The organism is Pseudomonas sp. NGC7 (assembly GCF_047159675.1).
Taxonomy (GTDB): Bacteria; Pseudomonadota; Gammaproteobacteria; order Pseudomonadales; family Pseudomonadaceae; genus Aquipseudomonas; species Aquipseudomonas kermanshahensis.
On sequence record NZ_BAAFZY010000001.1, the window covers coordinates 5,479,934 to 5,497,784 of the forward strand.

At 64.4% G+C, this 17,851-nt stretch carries 15 protein-coding genes; 5 read left to right on the top strand and 10 right to left on the bottom strand.

Going from position 1 to position 17,851, the window contains the following annotated elements; genetic code table 11:
- Positions 1 to 204: 204 nt before the first annotated feature.
- Entirely contained in the window at positions 205 to 1,746 is a 1,542-nt protein-coding gene (locus tag ACMCNM_RS24475) for an MFS transporter (protein ID WP_412765588.1), read from the bottom strand.
- Between the two features lie 285 nt (positions 1,747 to 2,031).
- On the opposite strand from ACMCNM_RS24475, the gene ACMCNM_RS24480 reads away from it, so the two are divergent.
- Positions 2,032 to 2,892: a LysR family transcriptional regulator gene (locus ACMCNM_RS24480; RefSeq protein WP_412765589.1), complete on the top strand. Its 861-nt coding sequence runs from the start codon at positions 2,032 to 2,034 to the stop codon at positions 2,890 to 2,892.
- A 179-nt stretch (positions 2,893 to 3,071) separates the two neighbouring features.
- On the opposite strand, the gene gabP is transcribed toward ACMCNM_RS24480, so the two are convergent.
- The 3 genes from gabP to ACMCNM_RS24495 form a co-directional block, all read right to left on the bottom strand.
- Positions 3,072 to 4,472 (bottom strand): GABA permease, encoded by a 1,401-nt coding sequence (gene gabP / locus ACMCNM_RS24485; RefSeq protein WP_085272366.1) that lies wholly within the window; start codon positions 4,470 to 4,472, stop codon positions 3,072 to 3,074.
- A 494-nt stretch (positions 4,473 to 4,966) separates the two neighbouring features.
- Complete coding sequence (gudD, locus tag ACMCNM_RS24490; RefSeq protein WP_412765590.1) at positions 4,967 to 6,322, bottom strand: glucarate dehydratase; 1,356 nt, start codon at positions 6,320 to 6,322, stop codon at positions 4,967 to 4,969.
- 18 nt (positions 6,323 to 6,340) lie between these two features.
- Entirely contained in the window at positions 6,341 to 7,693 is a 1,353-nt protein-coding gene (locus tag ACMCNM_RS24495) for an MFS transporter (RefSeq protein ID WP_099430513.1), read from the bottom strand.
- 255 nt (positions 7,694 to 7,948) lie between these two features.
- Here ACMCNM_RS24495 and ACMCNM_RS24500 point away from each other — a divergent pair, with 255 nt between their 5' ends.
- The gene (locus ACMCNM_RS24500; protein WP_412765591.1) at positions 7,949 to 8,650 is read left to right on the top strand and encodes a FadR/GntR family transcriptional regulator; all 702 of its coding nucleotides are present in this window, start codon (positions 7,949 to 7,951) and stop codon (positions 8,648 to 8,650) included.
- Between the two features lie 193 nt (positions 8,651 to 8,843).
- On the opposite strand, the gene ACMCNM_RS24505 is transcribed toward ACMCNM_RS24500, so the two are convergent.
- The 4 genes from ACMCNM_RS24505 to ACMCNM_RS24520 all read right to left on the bottom strand — a co-directional run bounded on the left by ACMCNM_RS24505 (position 8,844) and on the right by ACMCNM_RS24520 (position 12,090).
- The gene (locus tag ACMCNM_RS24505) at positions 8,844 to 9,854 is read right to left on the bottom strand and encodes a zinc-dependent alcohol dehydrogenase family protein (RefSeq protein WP_085272362.1); all 1,011 of its coding nucleotides are present in this window, start codon (positions 9,852 to 9,854) and stop codon (positions 8,844 to 8,846) included.
- 114 nt (positions 9,855 to 9,968) lie between these two features.
- A complete protein-coding gene (locus ACMCNM_RS24510; protein WP_027595073.1) occupies positions 9,969 to 10,559 on the bottom strand; it encodes an HAD family hydrolase in 591 nt (196 codons plus the stop codon).
- Complete coding sequence (tesB, locus tag ACMCNM_RS24515; protein WP_027595074.1) at positions 10,556 to 11,425, bottom strand: acyl-CoA thioesterase II; 870 nt, start codon at positions 11,423 to 11,425, stop codon at positions 10,556 to 10,558. Before tesB ends, ACMCNM_RS24510 begins: the two co-directional genes overlap by 4 nt.
- A gap of 95 nt (positions 11,426 to 11,520) precedes the next feature.
- On the bottom strand, positions 11,521 to 12,090 hold the full coding sequence (locus ACMCNM_RS24520; protein ID WP_186682990.1) for a GNAT family N-acetyltransferase: 570 nt from the start codon (positions 12,088 to 12,090) through the stop codon (positions 11,521 to 11,523).
- A gap of 180 nt (positions 12,091 to 12,270) precedes the next feature.
- Between ACMCNM_RS24520 and ACMCNM_RS24525 the strand changes: the two genes are divergently transcribed.
- The 3 genes from ACMCNM_RS24525 to ACMCNM_RS24535 all read left to right on the top strand — a co-directional run bounded on the left by ACMCNM_RS24525 (position 12,271) and on the right by ACMCNM_RS24535 (position 15,342).
- Entirely contained in the window at positions 12,271 to 12,957 is a 687-nt protein-coding gene (locus ACMCNM_RS24525) for a histidine phosphatase family protein (protein WP_412765592.1), read from the top strand.
- Positions 12,958 to 13,034: 77 nt separating this feature from the next.
- A complete protein-coding gene (locus ACMCNM_RS24530) occupies positions 13,035 to 13,949 on the top strand; it encodes a histone deacetylase (RefSeq protein ID WP_186682994.1) in 915 nt (304 codons plus the stop codon).
- A 148-nt stretch (positions 13,950 to 14,097) separates the two neighbouring features.
- On the top strand, positions 14,098 to 15,342 hold the full coding sequence (locus ACMCNM_RS24535; RefSeq protein WP_412765593.1) for a TIGR03862 family flavoprotein: 1,245 nt from the start codon (positions 14,098 to 14,100) through the stop codon (positions 15,340 to 15,342).
- Between the two features lie 120 nt (positions 15,343 to 15,462).
- On the opposite strand, the gene ACMCNM_RS24540 is transcribed toward ACMCNM_RS24535, so the two are convergent.
- A complete protein-coding gene (locus tag ACMCNM_RS24540) occupies positions 15,463 to 16,794 on the bottom strand; it encodes a DEAD/DEAH box helicase (RefSeq protein WP_085272358.1) in 1,332 nt (443 codons plus the stop codon).
- Between the two features lie 55 nt (positions 16,795 to 16,849).
- Complete coding sequence (gene yedA, locus ACMCNM_RS24545) at positions 16,850 to 17,770, bottom strand: drug/metabolite exporter YedA (RefSeq protein WP_085272357.1); 921 nt, start codon at positions 17,768 to 17,770, stop codon at positions 16,850 to 16,852.
- Between the last annotated feature and the right edge of the window lie 81 nt (positions 17,771 to 17,851).

Consider the following 17,851-nt stretch of genomic DNA (forward strand, 5'->3'; position numbering starts at 1 on the left):
ATTGCGCCCACGGCCTCATCACTAGCCTCTGTACGGAAAGTTCTGTGGGAGCAACTGTCTTGCGCAATTTCTACAAATCTACGCATTGTGGGAGCGGGCTTGCCCCGCGAACACCGGCGAAGCCGGTGCCATGCACCGCGTAGCCCCATTCGCGGGACAAGCCCGCTCCCACAACGATGGATGACCCTACTTTTCGTACAAAACCTAGCCTTCGGTTATACGTGCATCCTGCAGGGCCGGCAGGGGTCGGCTCAGTAACACGCCGACCAGCACCGCGAACAGCAACGCCGCGACGCCCGCCACGTGCAACACGGCTTCAAACCCTCCGATGAAGGCCTGGCGGGCCAAGGGCGCCACTGCCTCACGCAGGCCAGGGTCCAGCACGGCTAAAGCCGCCTGCAGGTCGCCCGCGGCAACGCGCGTGGCCATCGTGGCAACCTCGCCCAAATGCGCGGGCGCCACGGCGGCCATGGCCTCGTGCAGCAGTTGGCCGCTACGGGCCGCCAGCACGCCGCCGAGCACACCGATGGCCAGCACGATCGCGCCGAAGCGCGTGGTGGTGCTCAGCCCCGAGGCCATGCCGGTACGCTCACGGGGCACGCAGGCCATGATGTTCTTCTGCGTGTCGCCATTGAGCAGCCCTGCCCCCGCGCCCAGCACCACGCTGGCCAGGGCAAAAGCGGTGTAGCCGCCGTAGCCAGCGGCCCAGGCACACAGCAGGTTGCCTGCGCCCACCAGCAGCAGGCCAAGGGCGAACACCTGGGCCGGGCTCAGGTGAGTGGCCAGGCGCATGCCCAGGCGGGGTGTCAGCAGCATGGCCACGGCGAACGGCAGCATCCCCGCCCCCGCCGCCAGGGCCGACAGTTGCAGGCCGTTTTGCAGGTAGAGCGGCAGCAGGGTCATCATCACCTGGGCACAGGCCGCATAGCCAAACATGCCCAACAGGGCCCCCACGAAACGCCCGCTGCGCATCAGCCGCAGGTCGATCATCGGCCGTGTCTGGCTGCGTTCGACCATGATGAACAGGCCGAACAGGAATGCGCTGATCACCAGCCGCGCCAGGGTCTGGGCGCTGCCCCAACCGACTTGGTTGGCGTCGATCATTGCCCAGATCAGGTAGCCCAGGCTGCCTGCGAAGGTCAGGCTACCCCAAGGGTCGAGGCGTGCTGCGGCGCTGTCGCGGGACGGCTCGACGCTGCGCAGTACCATCACGGCCAGCACCGCGACCAATGGCAGGTTGATATAGAAGATCCAGCGCCAGCCCAGCGTGCTGGCGATCACCCCGCCGAGCAGCGGCGCGAAGGTGATGGTGGCGCCCATGCAGGCGCCCCAGAAGGCCCAGGCGCGCAGGCGTTCCTGGGGTTCATGGAAGCGGTGGCCGATGGCGGCGAGTGCCGAGGTCAGCAGCATGGCGGCGCCGATGCCCTTGGCCGCTCTGGCCAGGTTGAGGAACATTAAGCTGGGGGCTGCGCCGCAGGCCAGCGAGGCGATGCCGAACACCGCCAGGCCGATCAGCAGCAGGCGGCGTCGGCCAAAGCGGTCGGCCAGGCTGCCGGCGGGCAGCAGGCAGGCGGCGAAGGCCAGCAGGTAGGCGCTGACCACCCATTCGATATCGGCGAACGCGCCGGACAAATCGCGGGCGATGCTGGGCAGGCTGACGGCGACGATGTTGGTGTCGAGGATGATCAGGGCGCAGACCAGTGAGGCGGTGAGCAGGGTGAAGCGCGGGGAAGCGGGCGTGGGCATGGCAAGGCTCCGAAGGCGGGCTGGATCTTTGGGGCCGCTGCGCGCCCCTTCGCAGCACAAGGCTGCTCCTACAGGTGCAGCGCATGCCTTGGGTGCTGCGCTGTACCTGTAGGAGCAGCCTTGTGCTGCGAAGGGGCGCGCAGCGGCCCCGGCAATATCACTCACAGCACCGATACCTTTGCCGCCATGGCACCAGCCTTGTAGTGTTGTCTTCACCCTAACGCCATCAGCCCCACGGCTTGTTAGCCACAGTGGCCCGCGTCATTAGCTTGCAGGTAACACCGCATGGAAATCCGCCATTTCCGCTACTTCCTCTGCGTCGCCCAGCACGGCCATTTCACCCGTGCCGCAGAACAGCTGGGCATCGCTCCGCCTACCCTAAGCCGGCAGATCCAGGACATGGAACGCGAGCTGGGCGTGCGCCTGTTCGAGCGCAGCCAACGCGAGGTGAACCTCACCGCTGCAGGCCAGGCATTGCTGATCGAAGCCGAGCAGGCCGTACGCCAGTTCGATGCCGCACAACTGGGTGCGCAGCGTGCAGGGCGCGGCGAAAGCGGGCGTATCGAGATGGGCTATGTAGCCTCTGCCGCGTATTCGGGCATGCTGCAGCGGCAGGTGACCGGCTTTAGCGAAAGCCACCCAGACGTACGCCTGAACATCCGCGAGTTGCCCATGGCGGAGTTGCCTGGACAGGTGCGCGATGGCCTGCTCGACCTCGCCTACGTGCGCTCGCCGATGGAGCTGCCGGAAGAACTGGAAACCATCGCCCTGCACCAGGAAGGTTTCGTTCTCGCCCTGCCGGCCAACTCGCGGATCAATGAGTTGCCACAGATCCCTGCATCACGCCTGGCCAATGAGACCTTCATCCTCCCCGAGCAGATTTCCGGCACGCTCGAAGTCTCGGCACAAGGTGGTTTCGTGCCACGGCTCGGCCCGCAACCTGGGAGCCTGGTCGCGGTCATCACCTTGGTTTCGTTGGGCCAGGGCATCGCCGTGGTGCCGGAGTCGGTCGTGCAGCGCATCAGCCTGGCGCAGGTGAATTACCGGCGTATCGCCGATTGCCAGGCCAGCTCATGGCTGAGCCTGATTCATCGGCGTTTCGAAAAGGCACCTGCGGTGATCAGGTACATCGAGATGATGCGCTGATCCCCCGCAGTAAACGTCTCACCCCATCGCCTGTATTGGGGCCGCTTTGCGGCCCATCGCGGCACAAGGCCGCTCCCACAATGTTCGCGCATGCCCTGTAAATAGGGCATAACGCGGTCGGTGTGAGAGCGGCCCCGGCATTCTTAAGTGAACAGGGGTGAGACTTTTGGCTTGGACGATTAAGCCGATCCCCTCACCGACCGCGCCGCCACTGCCTGCGTATGCCCCCGCGATGTGACTATCCCCAGGAAGGAAATCACGATCGCCAGGCCCAGTGTCGAGCTCACTTCCACCCGGTGCTCAGGCGTATACATCATCACCGCCAGCGCCGCGGCGATGAAGATGATCACCGCCCAGGTCAGCCATGGGAACAGCCACATGCGGAACTTCAGTTCGGCGTTCTCGCGCTCCAGGCGACGGCGCATGCGCAGCTGGGAGATGGCGATGACCATGTACACCAGCAGGGCGATGGCGCCAGAGCTGGCCAGCAGGAACTCGAACACGCCTTTGGGGGCGAAGTAGTTGAGGATGGCGATGGCCGCACCGATCAGGGTACTGCCAAATACCGCCGAACGCGGCACGCCGACCTTGGAGGTCTTGTTGAGGAAGGCCGGTGCGTCACCGCGCTTGGCCAGCGAATACATCATCCGCGAGGCGATGTAGATCGACGAGTTCATGCAGCTGGTCACGGCCACCAGCACCACCAAGTCGACCATGAAGGCTGCGTTGGGGATGTTCATGATCTCCAGCGCACGCTGGTAGGAGCCCACCACCGCCAATTGTGGATCGTTCCACGGCACCACCGAGATGATCACGAAGATCGACAGGATGTAGAAGGTGCTGATCCGCCAGATCACCGAGCGGGTGGCCTTGGCGATGTTGCGGGACGGGTCGCTGGACTCGGAGGCGGCGATGGTCACGGCCTCGGTACCGATGAAGCTGAACATCACGGTGATGAAGGCACCGATGACGGCAGACCAGCCCTTGGGCGCGAAACCGCCGTGCTCAGCGACCAACGTGCTCAAACCGCTGACTTCTCGGTTTGGCAGCCAGCCCATCAAGGCCGCGAAGCCCAGGCCGATGAAGCCGAGGATGGCGGTGACCTTGAGAATCGCGAACCAGAACTCGAACTCGCCGTACTTGGCCACGCTGAACAGGTTGGTACCTGCCAACAGCAGCACCGAGGCCAGTGCGAAGATCCAGCTGTCCACTTGCGGGAACCAAGCGTTCAGTACATGCCCCGCCGCCAGTGCCTCGATGGGGATGACCAACACCCAGAACCACCAGTACAACCAGCCAATGGTGTAGCCAGCCCAGCGGCCAATGGCCTGGTCGGCGTAGGTGGAGAAGGACCCAGTATCAGGGTGCGCGACGGCCATTTCGCCGAGCATGCGCATGACCAGCACCACCAGGGTGCCGGCCACGAAGTAAGAAATTATGGTGGCTGGCCCGGCCGCGGCAATCGCGTGCCCGGAGCCTACGAATAGTCCTGCACCGATAATGCCCGCGATGGACAACATCGTTACATGACGCGGCTTGAAACCTTGTGCAAGGTTGCCATCAGATCCCACGGTGTTCATTGATCTTGTTCTCTTTTTGCTGACACAAGGAAGGACGGGGGGCAGGCGTAGGCGAACATTATCTCCTAGAGAGTCCATCGGAATGACACATCACTCACGCGCTGTTGTTGGCCTTTTGCACGCATTCAGAGCAACGCACCAGCAGAATTCGAGGTCCATTTAAGCCCCGTAAGGCGTAGGAAAATTACACGAGAACGTCCCGCAGGTGTGCGATCACGACAACGCTTTTCCATTCCCGCCAGATGTCGCGATTGGCATGTCCAAACGCGCCATCGGGCCGTCTGAAGCTATCGTTTTTCATTTGGGTGTGCATCGCCCTGCAACGCTTGCTGCATGGTCAGGGCTCTGATTCTTGCACTGTAGGAGCAGCCTTGTGCTGCGAAGAGGCCGGTGAACACAGCAGAGATTCACTGTGTGTTCACCGGCCTCTTCGCAGCACAAGGCTGCTCCTACAGAGAGGGTGTTGGGCGCTTGGGTAGCGCGCTAGAAAGGGCTCAGCGCACCAGGCATGGGCGCTTGTTGTCGAACTGCCAGCCCGGTATCAGAAACTGCATCGCCACGCTGTCATCCCGCGCCCCGAGGCCCATGTTGCGGTAGCACTCGTGCGCCTTGGCCAGTTGGTCTTCATCGATCTCCACACCCAGCCCTGGGCGCGCCGGCACGCGCACATGGCCGTCGACGATACGCAGCGGCTCCCGTGTCAGGCGCTGGCCGTCCTGCCAGATCCAGTGGGTGTCGATGGCGGTGATTTCGCCCGGTGCGGCGGCAGCCACTTGGGTGAACATGGCCAGGGAGATGTCGAAGTGGTTGTTCGAGTGCGAGCCCCAGGTTAGCCCCCAGTCATTGCACATCTGCGCCACCCGCACCGAGCCCTGCAAGGTCCAGAAGTGCGGGTCGGCCAGCGGGATGTCCACCGATTGCAGCTGAATCGCATGGCCCATCTGCCGCCAGTCGGTGGCGATCATGTTGGTGGCAGTAGGCAGCCCCGTAGCCCGACGGAACTCGGCCATCACCTCGCGGCCCGAGTAGCCGTTTTCGGCACCGCAGGGGTCTTCGGCATAGGCCAGCACGTCGTGCTTGTCACAGCACAAGGCGATGGCCTCTTTAAGCGACCAGGCGCCGTTCGGGTCGAGGGTGATGCGCGCATCGGGGAAGCGTTCGGCCAGGGCGGTCACTGCCTCCATCTCTTCCTCACCGCGCAATACGCCACCCTTGAGCTTGAAGTCACTGAAGCCATAGCGCTGCCTGGCGGCTTCGGCCAGGCGCACGACCGCGTCCGGGGTCAGGGCCTTCTCGTGGCGCAGGCGGAACCAGTCATCGTCCGCCTCCGCTTCGCTGCGGTAGGCCAGGTCGGTCTGCTGGCGGTCGCCGATGTAGAACAGGTAACCGAGCATCTTCACCGCCTCGCGCTGCTGCCCTTCGCCGAGCAGTGCGGCCATGGGCACGTTCAGGTGCTGGCCAAGCAGGTCGAGCAATGCAGATTCGATGGCTGTCACAGCGTGCACGGTGATGCGCAGGTCGAAGGTCTGCAGGCCGCGGCCGCCGGCATCGCGGTTGGCGAAGGCCTGGCGCATGGCGTTGAGCACGCGCTGGTAATGGCCGATGGGCTGGCCTACGACCAGGCTGCGGGCATCCTCCAAAGTCTGGCGAATGTTCTCGCCACCCGGCACCTCGCCCAGGCCGGTGTTGCCCGCGCTGTCGCGCAGCACTACCACGTTGCGGGTGAAGTACGGGCCATGGGCGCCACTGAGGTTGAGCAGCATGCTGTCGTGGCCAGCCACCGGGATCACGCGCAAATCGGTGACCACGGGGGTGGTGGTGTGAACGGCGGGAGTCGTCTGCATGTTCATGGTTTTATCTCGCAGTCATCAGTGGGTCTGGCCCAGGGCCGAAGGCGCCTTGAGCTCATCGGAAGGAGCGCCCTTTGGGCGAGTGCGTACGAAGAACACGGCGATGGCCGCCAGCACCGAGGTCACCGCCAGGCCATACAAGCCGCCCTGGATCGAGCCGGTCTGCTGCTCGAGCAGGCCGAAGGTGGTGGGGGCCACGAAACCGCCGAGGTTGCCGACCGAGTTGATCAGGGCAATCACTGCCGCCGCGATGCGGGCGTCCAGGTAGCCCTGGGGGATCGGCCAGAACAGCGACGAGGCCGACTTGAAACCGATGGCGGCAAAACAGATGGCGACAAAGGCGAACACCGGCCCACCGGTGGTGGACATGAACATGCCGATGGCGGCGACCACCAGCGCGGCGGCTACCCAGGCCTGCTGGAACTTCCAGCGTGCCGAGCCGGACGCGAAGGCGTACATCGCCAGGATCGAGATCAGCCAGGGGATCGAGTTGAAGAAGCCAACCTGCAGGTCGCTGAGGTCGCCCATGCGCTTGATGATGCTCGGCAGCCAGAAGGTCGCGGCATAAATGGTCAGCTGGATGCAGAAGTAGATCAGGCAGAACAGCACGATCTGGCGGTCTTTGAGCAGGCTCCAGGCCGAGGTCTTGACGCTACCGACGGCCTCCCGCTCACGCTGCTCGCGGTCGATGGTGTGCACCAGCGCATCCTGCTCGGCCTGGCTCAGCCACTTGGCATCCTGCGGCTTGGAGTCGAGCCAGAAGAACACGAAGAAGCACAGCGTTACCGAGGCCATGCCCTCGATGAACAGCATCCACTGCCAGCCATGCAGGCCAAGGCCCTGGATTTGCATCAAGGCCCCGGCCAGCGGGCCGGAGATCAGCGACGCCAGTGCCGAGCCGCTGAGAAAAATCGCAATCGCCTTGCCGCGCTCGGCGCCGGGCAGCCAACGGGTGAAGTAGTAGATCACCCCAGGGAAGAACCCGGCCTCGGCGACGCCCAACAAAAACCGCAGCACATAGAACTGGGTTTCGGTCTGGACAAAGGCCATGGCCGTGGCCACCAGCCCCCAGGTGAACATGATGCGGGTCAGCCACAGCCGAGCGCCGACACGCTGCAGGAGCATGTTCGAGGGCACTTCGAACAATGCGTAGCCGATGAAGAACAGCCCGGCTCCAAACCCATAGGCAGCAGCACTGATGCCCAGGTCGCTTTCCAGGTGCGGGCGGACGAAGCCGATGTTGACGCGGTCGAGGTAGTTGACGATGAACATGATGACGAACAGCGGCAGGACGTGGCGCTTGACCTTGGCCACGGCACTGGCCAGAGCGTCGCCATCATTCCCGGCAGACGGAGCGAGGGTGTCGTTCACTTGCGGATCTCCCACTAGTTGTTTTTATGCGGGTTGTCTGACATGACAGTGGGGTGGAGCATATGCCCCGCGCAGTTGTACGACAAGATCGATAAAGTCGATAAAATTGTAAAATACAAGCTGTAAAAATGAGTATTTGCTGCGAACGTTCAAAAACAACCGAGCACGATGCGGCCTTCTCGATCAGAAAAATAAGCGGAAATTATTTTTGTGTTTTAACTTGTCGTACAAGCTATCGATACCACGGAGCACACCATGGACTCAGCACACCCCCGCGTGCGCGGCCACAGCCGCGCTCACGACCTGGTCTCCAGCCTGACGCAGCAGATTTTGCTGGGCACCTTCAAGCCAGGCGACAAGCTGCCCTCGGAAAACACCCTGGTGCGTGAACATGGGGTCAGCCGCACCGTGGTGCGCGAAGCCTTGTCGAAGCTGCAGGCCTCAGGGCTGGTGGAGCCCCGCCACGGGATCGGTACCTTCGTGATAGAGCGCCAGCCCCAGGCGGGGCTGCGCGTTGGCGCGGAAAACGCCGCCAGCGTGCGCGACCTGCTGGAATTGCGCATCGGCCTGGAAGGCCAAGCCGCCGCCCTCGCCGCAGTGCGCCGCAACGACGGGCACGTGGCACGCATGCGCCAGGCGCTGGACGACTATCAAGATTTGGCGGCCGCTGGCGACAGTTGCATCGAGGCCGACCGGCGCTTTCACCTGCTGATCGCCGAGGCCACCGGCAACCTGTACTTCAGCGAAATGATGGCCCAGCTCGGCAGCGGCCTGATCCCCCGCAACCGCATGGCCCTGGCCGAACGCGCCGGCGCCAAGCTGGCCAGGCATGCGTACCTGGCCAACCTGGAGCATGAGGCGATACTCAATGCCATCCGCCGCCAGGACCCGGATGCGGCACGGGCAGCGATGTGCCTGCACCTGTCCAACAGCCGCGACAGATTACTGCCCGACTAGGGGCCGCGATGCGGCCCATTCGCGGGCAAGCCCGCTCCCACCCGAACCGTGTAGCACCCAAGGCTAGCACCGCACCCGTGTAGCACCGAAGGCTAGCGCCGCACCCGTGTAGCCTCCAAGGCTAGCGCCGCACCTGTGGGAGCTGGCTTGCCAGCGATGAGGCCGGACAAGGCAATCGGACTCACAGGTGCGATTACCAGGTCAGGCAGATCTTGCCGAAATGCCGATTGCTCTCCTGGTAGCGAAACGCGTCGACGATCTGCTCCAGTTCGAAGTGCTTGTCCACCACCGGCCGCAGGCCATTGGCATCGATCGCCCGCACCATCGCCTGCTGCTGTGCACGGCTACCGACCAGCACGCCCTGCAGGCGGATTTGCCGCACCAGTGCCTGAACCAACGGCAACTGCCCCGCTACCCCGGTGAGAATGCCGATCAACGACACATGCCCGCCGATGCGCGTGGCAATCATCGACTGCTCCAGGGTCGCCGGCCCGCCCACTTCGATCACATGGTCGACACCGCGGTTGTGGGTCAGCTCACGCACCTTCTCACCCCAGGCCGGGGTGCTCTTGTAGTTGATCAGGTGGTCGGCGCCGAGGGCCTTGAGGCGCTCGAGTTTGGCATCGCTGGACGAGGTCGCGATCACCGTGGCACCCGCCAGCTTGGCAAACTGCAAGGCGAAGATCGACACCCCGCCCGTGCCCTGCACCAGCACGGTATCGCCGGGCTTGAGGTGGTCATCGCTCATCAAGGCCCGCCAGGCCGTCAGCCCTGCGGTGGTCAGCGTGGCTGCCTCCGCATGGCTGTAACCCTTTGGCGCCAGGGTGAAGGCCGTGGCGCGGGCAGTAACTTGTTCACGGGCGTAGCCGTCGAGGCCATCGCCGGGCACCCGGGCAAACCCTTCGACATTGGCCTGGCCGTCGAGCCAGTCTGGGAAGAAGGTACTGACAACGTTGTCGCCCACCTGGAACTCGCTGACACCCGGCCCCACTGCCGTGACCTCGCCGGCGCCGTCGGCCATGGGGATGCGCCGCTCGCTCGGCCCCCACATGCCGCTGACCACGGCGAAGTCGTGGTAGTTGAGGGAACTGGCGTGCAGACGCACAGTGATTTCGCCGGCCTGTGGCGCAGGCGCCTCGCAGGTGCCGACCTGGACGTTGTCGTAGCCGCCGCCAGGTTGGACGTAGATGGCCTTGCTGCTCATGGCTGGGTCTCCATTCAGGGAAAAACTGCGGTTCAGCATAGCCAGTGCAGGCTGCCTCCTCCCGTGTGGGAGCGGGTTTACCCGCGAAGAGGCGCACACGGCCAACACAAAAAATCAGCCAAGCATCGCGCGCAACGCTCGGCAATCCGCCGCATGCCAATCCACCAGATGCGGCCACGGGTTATCCGGCAAGTTGACCAATACGGTACGCGCCCCGGCCGCACGCCCACAATCCAGGTCAAACCGATAGTCACCCACCATCACCAGTTCGCTGGGCGCCACACCCCACGCCTCTGCAATCTTCAGCAGGCCATCCGGGCTAGGCTTGGGTTCGGCCTCATCACGGCCAAGCACATGCTCCACCGGGAAGCAGTCAGCCAGGCCGATGGCCTCCAGGGTGACATGCGCCAACTCCCGGGCATTGCGGGTCAGGATCGCCAGACGGCAGCCACGCCCGGCCAGTTCGCGCACCAGCTCCACCGCCCCCGTCGCGGCCGTCGAAGCCAGCGCCAGGTCGCGTTCATGCTCCAGCAGCCAGGCGTGCTTGGCCGCCGCTTGCGCCGCCGGCAAGGCCGCCAGGTGGGTCAGTATGTCGTCTTCAGGCGGTATCTCCAGCGCTTCGCGAATCGCCGCAAAGTCATGCACCGCCACGGTCAGGGTGCCGTCCATGTCGAACACCCAATTACGTACCTCGCCCAGGCTCATGCCCAGTCCTTGCGATGGCGAATCAGGCCTTCCTGGCTCGACGACGCCACCAGTTGCCCGGCCTGGTTGAAGATGCTGCCACGGCAGAAGCCGCGGGCATTGCCGGCCCACGGGCTGTCGGTGGCGTACAGCAACCACTCGTCGGCGCGCAGGTTGCCATGGAACCACAGCGAATGATCGAGGCTGGCAATCTGCATGTCGCGCTGCCACACCGATTTGCCATGGGGCAGCAAGGCGGTGGTCAGCAGGCCGAAGTCCGAGGCGTAAGCCAGCAAGTACTTGTGCAGCGCAGGCACGTCCGGCAGGTTGCCGTCGGCACGGAACCAAGCGTACTTCACCGGGTCGCCGGGCTTGGGGTTGAACGGGTCACGCTCGGTCACCGGGCGTATCTCGATCGGCTTGGCGCACAGCACTTTGTCGCGGATGCGCTCAGGCAGGTGCTCAGCCATGGCACTGGCCAGTTCGACTTCGCTGGGCAGGTTTTCCGGGCCGACCACATCGGGCATCTGCGCCTGGTGCTCGAAGCCCTCTTCGTCGTACTGGAACGACGCGCTGCAGGTGAAGATGGTGTGGCCCTTCTGGATTGCCGTCACCCGCCGGGTGCTGAAGCTGCCGCCGTCACGCACGCGGTCCACCGAATAGACCACCGGCAAACTGGCATCGCCAGGGCGCAGAAAGTAACCGTGCAGCGAATGCACATGGCGCGCATCTTCGACCGTCTGGCTCGCCGCCGACAATGACTGGCCCAGCACTTGCCCGCCGTACAACTGGCGGAAGCCCAGGTCCTGGCTGCGTCCACGGAACAGGTTCTCCTCGATGGACTCGAGGCTCAACAGGTCGACCAGGTCGTCCAACACATGACTCATCGGGGGTTCTCCTAGCAAGGCAACACGGCTCTACAGCGCTTTCATGAAGGCGAATGATACAGGGTTTGTCATTCGCACCGCGCATGCCCATCCATTCAGCCGCGCAGGGTCTGCTCCCAGCGTGCGCGGTCGATGCGATACAGCACATGCGGGCGCAAGGGGTGGCCGGCAGGCAGGCGCGGGTGTTCGAAACTGCCGCTCGGGTCCTGCTGCATGCCGATGGCCTGCATCACTTTCTGCGAGGGCAAGTTGCTCTCACTAGTGAACGACACCACCTCGTCCAGGCGCAATTGGGCGAAGGCACAACGCAGGCAGGTCCAGGCCGCTTCACTGGCAAACCCCAAGCCCCAGTGGCGACGCGCCAGGCGCCAGCCGATTTCTACCGCGGGCGCAAAATCGGCATCGAAGCTGACGTTCAGCAGCCCGGTCATGCCGATGAAGGCGCCGCTGTCTTTGCGCTCCAGCGCCCACAGGCCAAACCCATGCTCATTGAAATGGCCACGGATTCGACCAATCAGCGCAGCCGCCTCCAAGCGCGTCAGGGGTGCCGGAAAATACTGCATCACGTGCGGGTCGGCGCACAGCGCGGCGAACTCGCGCAGGTCGTCGTCGTGCCATTGCCGCAGCACCAGCCGTGCGCTTTCCAGGTGAAGAATCGGGGTCATCGGGCGTGCTCCGGTTTTGCTGTCTTGCAGTTTACAGCGTAGGCGCGGGCGACGGTTTCACTCAAGCGGCGGCGCCTGAATGCAATTTTCACAACGCCTTCACCGCCACCCGACAGGCCGCTCACCAGAATGTCGCCAGCCACGACCACACCCGGCGCGGCCATGCCATCGGAGTCCCGCATGCTATCGAGCAATACCCTGGGCCACCCTGCCATCCACGCCCGGCGCAAGCGACGTTTGTCACGCAAGGCCCTCGGTGCCGCTTTGGGCCTGTGCATGGTCGTGGCGGCGTTGACCACCTGGCTGGCAACGAGGACGCACATCGTGGACCTTGGCAACGAGCAACAGTTGAGTGACAGCGGCCTGCTGCAGGATTGGGCCGAAGGCGCAGTGATCGTGATGATCCGCCATGCCGAACGCTGCGACAGCGCACCCGGGCCCTGCCTGGACGACCCCACCGGCATCACCGTGGCCGGCACCCAGGCGGCCACCCGCGTCGGCCAGGGTTTGCACACGCTGGGCTTAAGCAATGCCGATGTGCTGAGCAGCCCCAAAGTACGTACTCGCCAGACCGCGCACTTCATTCTGGGCCAGGCCGTGCCGAGCTCTGCCTGGCTGGAGAGCTGCGACAACCAGTTCGCCGATGAAGCCCTGGCGCGCAAACGCCCGGGTCACAATCTGGTCTTGGTGACCCACAATGGTTGCATCGACCACTTCCAGCGCCAGCAGCGTGTAGTCGGCGGGGATCGGGAAAGCGGCTATGCCAGTGCGCTGTTCGTGTCGGTCGACGGCAACGGCAAGGCGCGGATTCTCGGGCGCTTGAACGAGCCGGATTGGCAGCGAGTACTGGCCAGCACCGGCAAATGACAAGCTAATGCCACAAGCCGGTTGCGCGGCGCGCCACAACTGGCAAGATCAGCACTGGCCCCGATTGCGAACCGACCATGCCGTTGCCGCTGATCTACCACGATGACTACAGCCCGGAATTCCCCGCCGAGCACCGCTTCCCGATGGACAAGTTTCGCTTGCTGCGCGACCACCTGGTCGACAGCGGCCTAACCCGTGACCAGGACCTGTTGCGCCCGCAAATCTGCCCCAACGACATCCTTGCCCTGGCCCACGACCGAAGCTACATCGAACGCTACATGAGCGGCGACCTGTCCCGCGAGGACCAGCGTCGCCTCGGCCTGCCCTGGAGCGAGGCGCTGGCCCGGCGCACCGTGCGCGCCGTGGGCGGTTCGCTGCTGAGCGCCGAGCTGGCCCTACAGCACGGCATCGCCTGCCACTTGGCCGGCGGCACCCACCACGCCCATTACGACCACCCTGCAGGCTTTTGCATCTTCAACGACCTGGCCGTGATCAGCCGCTACCTGCTGGAAGCCGGGCGGGTGCACCGGGTGCTGATCTTCGACTGCGACGTGCACCAGGGCGACGGCACCGCGCGAATTCTGCACGACACCCCCGATGCAATTACCGTGTCCCTGCACTGTGAACAGAACTTCCCGGCCCGCAAGGCCCAGAGCGACTGGGACATCCCCCTGCCCCGTGGCATGGGCGACGCGGCCTACCTCAAGGTGGTGGAAGACGCCCTCAACTACCTGTTGCCGCTCTACCAGCCAGACCTGGTGCTGTACGACGCCGGCGTCGATGTGCACAAGGACGATGCCCTGGGCTACCTGCAGTTGACCGATGAGGGCCTGGCGGCACGCGACGAGTTGGTGATGCGCCAGTGCCTGGGCCGCGACATCCCGGTGGTGGGCGTGATCGGTGGCGGCTACAGCAAGGACCGCGTGGCCCTGGCACGGCGCCACGGCATCCTGCACCACAGTGCGGCGCGGGTCATGGGTTGTTCACAATGACTGTGGAACCGCCTGTGGATAAGCTGCTGGAAAGCGGCTGCAGCCCTTTAGCTACGCCACCTGTAGAGTATTGATCATTTTTTGACCAGTGCTTCCGCCTACCGGCCTGCGCTAGAATGCGCGCTCTTTTCCACAGCCTGCCGCCCCCATGCCCGATCTACACCACTGCACCCCTCCCCTTGTCGCCGTCATCGGTGGCGGCCCCGCCGGCCTGATGGCCGCCGAAGCGCTGGCCCAGGCGGGCTTGGCGGTCGAGGTGTTCGATGCCATGCCCTCGGTCGGCCGCAAGTTCCTGCTGGCAGGTGTCGGCGGCATGAACATCACCCATTCCGAGCCCTACCCGGCCTTTGTCGCGCGCTACGCCGAACGCCAGGGCGAGATTGACGCCCTGCTGCGCGGCTTCGATGCCGACGCGCTGCGCCAGTGGATTCACGGCCTGGGCATCGAAACCTTCGTCGGTACCTCGGGCCGGGTCTTCCCGCGCGACATGAAGGCCGCGCCCTTGCTGCGCGCCTGGCTCAAGCGCCTGCGCGACAGCGGTGTAGTTATCCACACCCGCCATCGCTGGGTGGGCTGGCATGACGATGGCAGCCTGCGGATCGCTTATCCACAGGGTGAACGCCAGGTACACGCGGCCGCCGTGGTGCTTGCACTGGGTGGGGGTAGCTGGGCGCGCTTGGGGTCTGACGGTGCGTGGCAGCCGCTGCTGGCAGAGCGGGCTGTGGATATCTCGCCCTTGCAGCCGAGCAATTGTGGGTTTGAAGTCGAAGGCTGGAGCACCTTGCTTAAAGACAAGTTTGCCGGCGCACCGCTGAAGAACATTGCCCTGAGCGTGCCCGGCAGCCTGCCGCGCAAAGGTGAGTTCATCCTCACTGCGCAAGGTGTCGAAGGCAGCCTGGTGTATGCCTGGTCGGCGCCGGTGCGTGAGGCCATCAAGCGTGACGGCCGGGGCGTGCTGCTGCTCGACCTGCTGCCGGACAAGGCTGTGGATAACATCGCCCAGGCATTGGCCAAGCCACGCGGCTCGCGCTCCATGGCCAAGCACCTGCACAGCCAGTTGGGCATCGATGGGGTCAAGGCGGCGTTGTTACGGGAGCTGACCGATCAGGCCACGTTCGCCGATCCACAGGCGCTGGCGCGGGCCATCAAGGCGTTGCCGATCACGTTGGTGCGTACCCGGCCGCTGGATGAGGCCATCAGCAGTGCTGGCGGGGTGCGTTTCGAAGGGCTGAGCGAGGGGTTAATGCTCAAGGCATTGCCGGGGGTGTTCTGTGCCGGCGAGATGCTGGACTGGGAGGCGCCGACCGGGGGGTATTTGCTGACGGCATGTTTTGCCAGCGGGCTGCGCGCCGGGCGGGCGGCGGCGCAATGGGTGGCGGCGGGGGCGGCCTGATAGATCGCCGGGACCGCTTTGCGGTCCTTTCGCGACACAAGGCCGCTCCTACAAAGGCAACGCGATCTCCAGTAGGAGCGGCCTTGTGTCGCGAAAGGGCCGCAACGCGGCCCCAAAATCTCAAGGCTTACGCTTACGCGGCCCACCATTGAAGCTCGGCACCTTACGCACCGCTTTCACTGACGGCGCCGGGCTCGCGGCCTCGGCACTGTCCATCCAGCGCCCCAAACCACGCTTCGCGCTGTTCTCTTTCGGCTTTTTAGGCTTTTTCGGTTTCTTGATCACCTGGCCACTGGCATCGGTCATCGGCACGCGGTGCTCTGGGATAAAGTCCGGCTCTTCATGCCGCGGCAAGGTCTGGCGGATCAATGTCTCGATCGACGCCAGCATCTGCACTTCGTCGGCACACACCAGCGAAATCGCCTCCCCTTTGTTACCGGCGCGGCCAGTGCGGCCAATGCGGTGCACATAATCCTCGGCGACGATCGGCAGGTCGAGGTTGACCACCAGCGGCAGGTCGTCGATATCCAGCCCGCGCGCAGCAACATCGGTCGCCACCAACACCTGGATCTCACGGGCCTTGAAGGTATCCAGCGCACGTTGGCGCGTGGCCTGCGGGCGATCGCCATGGATGCCGTCGGCGTTGATACCCTCGCTCAACAAGCGCTCCACCAACTGGTCGACACCGTTGCGGGTCTTGGCAAACACCAGCACCTGGCTCCAGCGCTGCTTGCGCAGCAAATGGCAGAACAGGTCGGCCTTGCGCTTTTTGTCCACAGGCACCAACCACTGTTTGACCGTGTTGGCGGCGGCATTGCGGGGGCTCACTTCAATGCTCAGCGGGTCGTTCAGGGCCAGGCCGGCGAGGACCCGGATCTGGTCCGAGAAGGTCGCGGAAAACAGCAAGGTCTGGCGCTTGCGCGGCAGTGCGGCGTACACCGACTGCAGCTCTTCGGCAAAACCCAGGTCGAGCATGCGGTCGGCTTCATCGAGCACCAGGGTTTGCACCTGGTTGAACTTCACCGCGTTCTGCCGGAACAGGTCGAGCAAGCGGCCCGGGGTGGCGACCAGCAGGTCGACGCCACGGCGCAGGCGCATCATCTGTGGGTTGATGCTCACCCCGCCGTACACCGCATAGGTGCTCAGCGGCAGGTTCTCGGCATACTCGCGCACATTGTTGTGCACCTGCTCGGCCAGCTCGCGGGTCGGTACCAGCACCAGCGCGCGGATCGAGTTGCTGGCAACCTTCTCACCTTCCAGAGCCAGGCGCTGCAGCACCGGCAGGGCGAAGCCTGCGGTCTTGCCGGTGCCGGTCTGGGCCGCAGCCATCAGGTCGCGGCCGGCCAGCACGGCGGGGATGGCCTGGGCCTGGACCGGGGTCGGGGTGGTGTAGTCCAGCTGCTGCAGGGTACGCAGCAAGGGTTCGATCAGGCCGAGTTTGGCGAAATTCATGGCAATACCGTCAGGGGGTTCAGCGAAGGCGGCAAGTTTACCGCAACACCCCCGTCTACTTGCAGATTTCGCCCTTCAACGGTTGCGCAGGCGCGGGAGCCTTGCGCCACTGAGGCAGGCCGATCAGCACCACTGCGCCAATGATCACCGCCATGGCCACGCATTCTTCGGCGCCGATCTGTTCGCCGGCGAAGACGATCCCCAACAGCACCGCCACCGCCGGGTTGACGTAGGCATAGCTGGTAGCCGCCGCCGGGCGCACATGCTTGAGCAGGTACATGTAGGCACTGAACGCCAGGATCGAGCCGAAGAACACCAGGTAGGCCAGCGCGCCCCAACCGGCAGCGGTGGGCATCTGGGTCATGCGCTCGCCCGACAGCACACTGCCCAGCAGCAACACGGCACCGCCCACCAGCATTTCGGCGGCACTGGCCATCGGCCCCTGCGGCAGCGGCAAGCTTTTGCTCCACACCGAACCAAATGCCCACGAGGCCGCCGCGAACAGAATCAGTGCCGCGCCAATCGGGCTTGCCTGCAAGTTGGAGCCGAGGTTAAGCAGTGCAATACCGGCCAGCCCGAGGCCGATCCCCGCCCATTCGAGCCGCGAGTTGCGGTGGCCGAACAGCAGGCCGAAGACCAGGGTGAACAGCGGCACCGTCGCTACCGCCAAGGCCGCCACGCCGGACGCTACACCGGCGTGTTCGGCCACGGTGACGCCGCCGTTACCGCAACTGAGCAACAGAAAGCCGATTGCCCCTGCGGCCCGCCATTGCGGCCAGGTCGGTGCCGGCACACCGCGCCAGCGCAGAAAGCCATACAACAGGCCCCCGGCGATCAGAAAGCGCACGCCTGCCATGAGCATCGGTGGCCACGATTCGACGCCGATGCGAATGAACAGGTAGGTGGACCCCCAGACCAGGTACAGGGCCATGAAGGCACCGATGAGCAGGAGTGGGAAGCGGCGGGAGGCAGGCATGGCTAAGTACTCGAAATCCGTTTACGGGTGACTTAGTTTAGAAAGGTCACTGCGTAAACTTAAGTTACAAAACCGGAATAA

Coding starts and splice junctions, on each gene's coding strand:
- ACMCNM_RS24520 (WP_186682990.1), bottom strand. CDS start 12,090: ATGACCCCGATTCTTCACCTGGAAAGCGCACGGCTGGTGCTGCGGCAA.
- yedA (WP_085272357.1), bottom strand. CDS start 17,770: ATGCCTGCCTCCCGCCGCTTCCCACTCCTGCTCATCGGTGCCTTCATG.
- ACMCNM_RS24505 (WP_085272362.1), bottom strand. CDS start 9,854: ATGAGCAGCAAGGCCATCTACGTCCAACCTGGCGGCGGCTACGACAAC.
- gabP (WP_085272366.1), bottom strand. CDS start 4,472: ATGAACACCGTGGGATCTGATGGCAACCTTGCACAAGGTTTCAAGCCG.
- tesB (WP_027595074.1), bottom strand. CDS start 11,425: ATGAGTCATGTGTTGGACGACCTGGTCGACCTGTTGAGCCTCGAGTCC.
- ACMCNM_RS24475 (WP_412765588.1), bottom strand. CDS start 1,746: ATGCCCACGCCCGCTTCCCCGCGCTTCACCCTGCTCACCGCCTCACTG.
- ACMCNM_RS24480 (WP_412765589.1), top strand. CDS start 2,032: ATGGAAATCCGCCATTTCCGCTACTTCCTCTGCGTCGCCCAGCACGGC.
- gudD (WP_412765590.1), bottom strand. CDS start 6,322: ATGAACATGCAGACGACTCCCGCCGTTCACACCACCACCCCCGTGGTC.
- ACMCNM_RS24540 (WP_085272358.1), bottom strand. CDS start 16,794: ATGAATTTCGCCAAACTCGGCCTGATCGAACCCTTGCTGCGTACCCTG.
- ACMCNM_RS24535 (WP_412765593.1), top strand. CDS start 14,098: ATGCCCGATCTACACCACTGCACCCCTCCCCTTGTCGCCGTCATCGGT.
- ACMCNM_RS24525 (WP_412765592.1), top strand. CDS start 12,271: ATGCTATCGAGCAATACCCTGGGCCACCCTGCCATCCACGCCCGGCGC.
- ACMCNM_RS24500 (WP_412765591.1), top strand. CDS start 7,949: ATGGACTCAGCACACCCCCGCGTGCGCGGCCACAGCCGCGCTCACGAC.
- ACMCNM_RS24530 (WP_186682994.1), top strand. CDS start 13,035: ATGCCGTTGCCGCTGATCTACCACGATGACTACAGCCCGGAATTCCCC.
- ACMCNM_RS24510 (WP_027595073.1), bottom strand. CDS start 10,559: ATGAGCCTGGGCGAGGTACGTAATTGGGTGTTCGACATGGACGGCACC.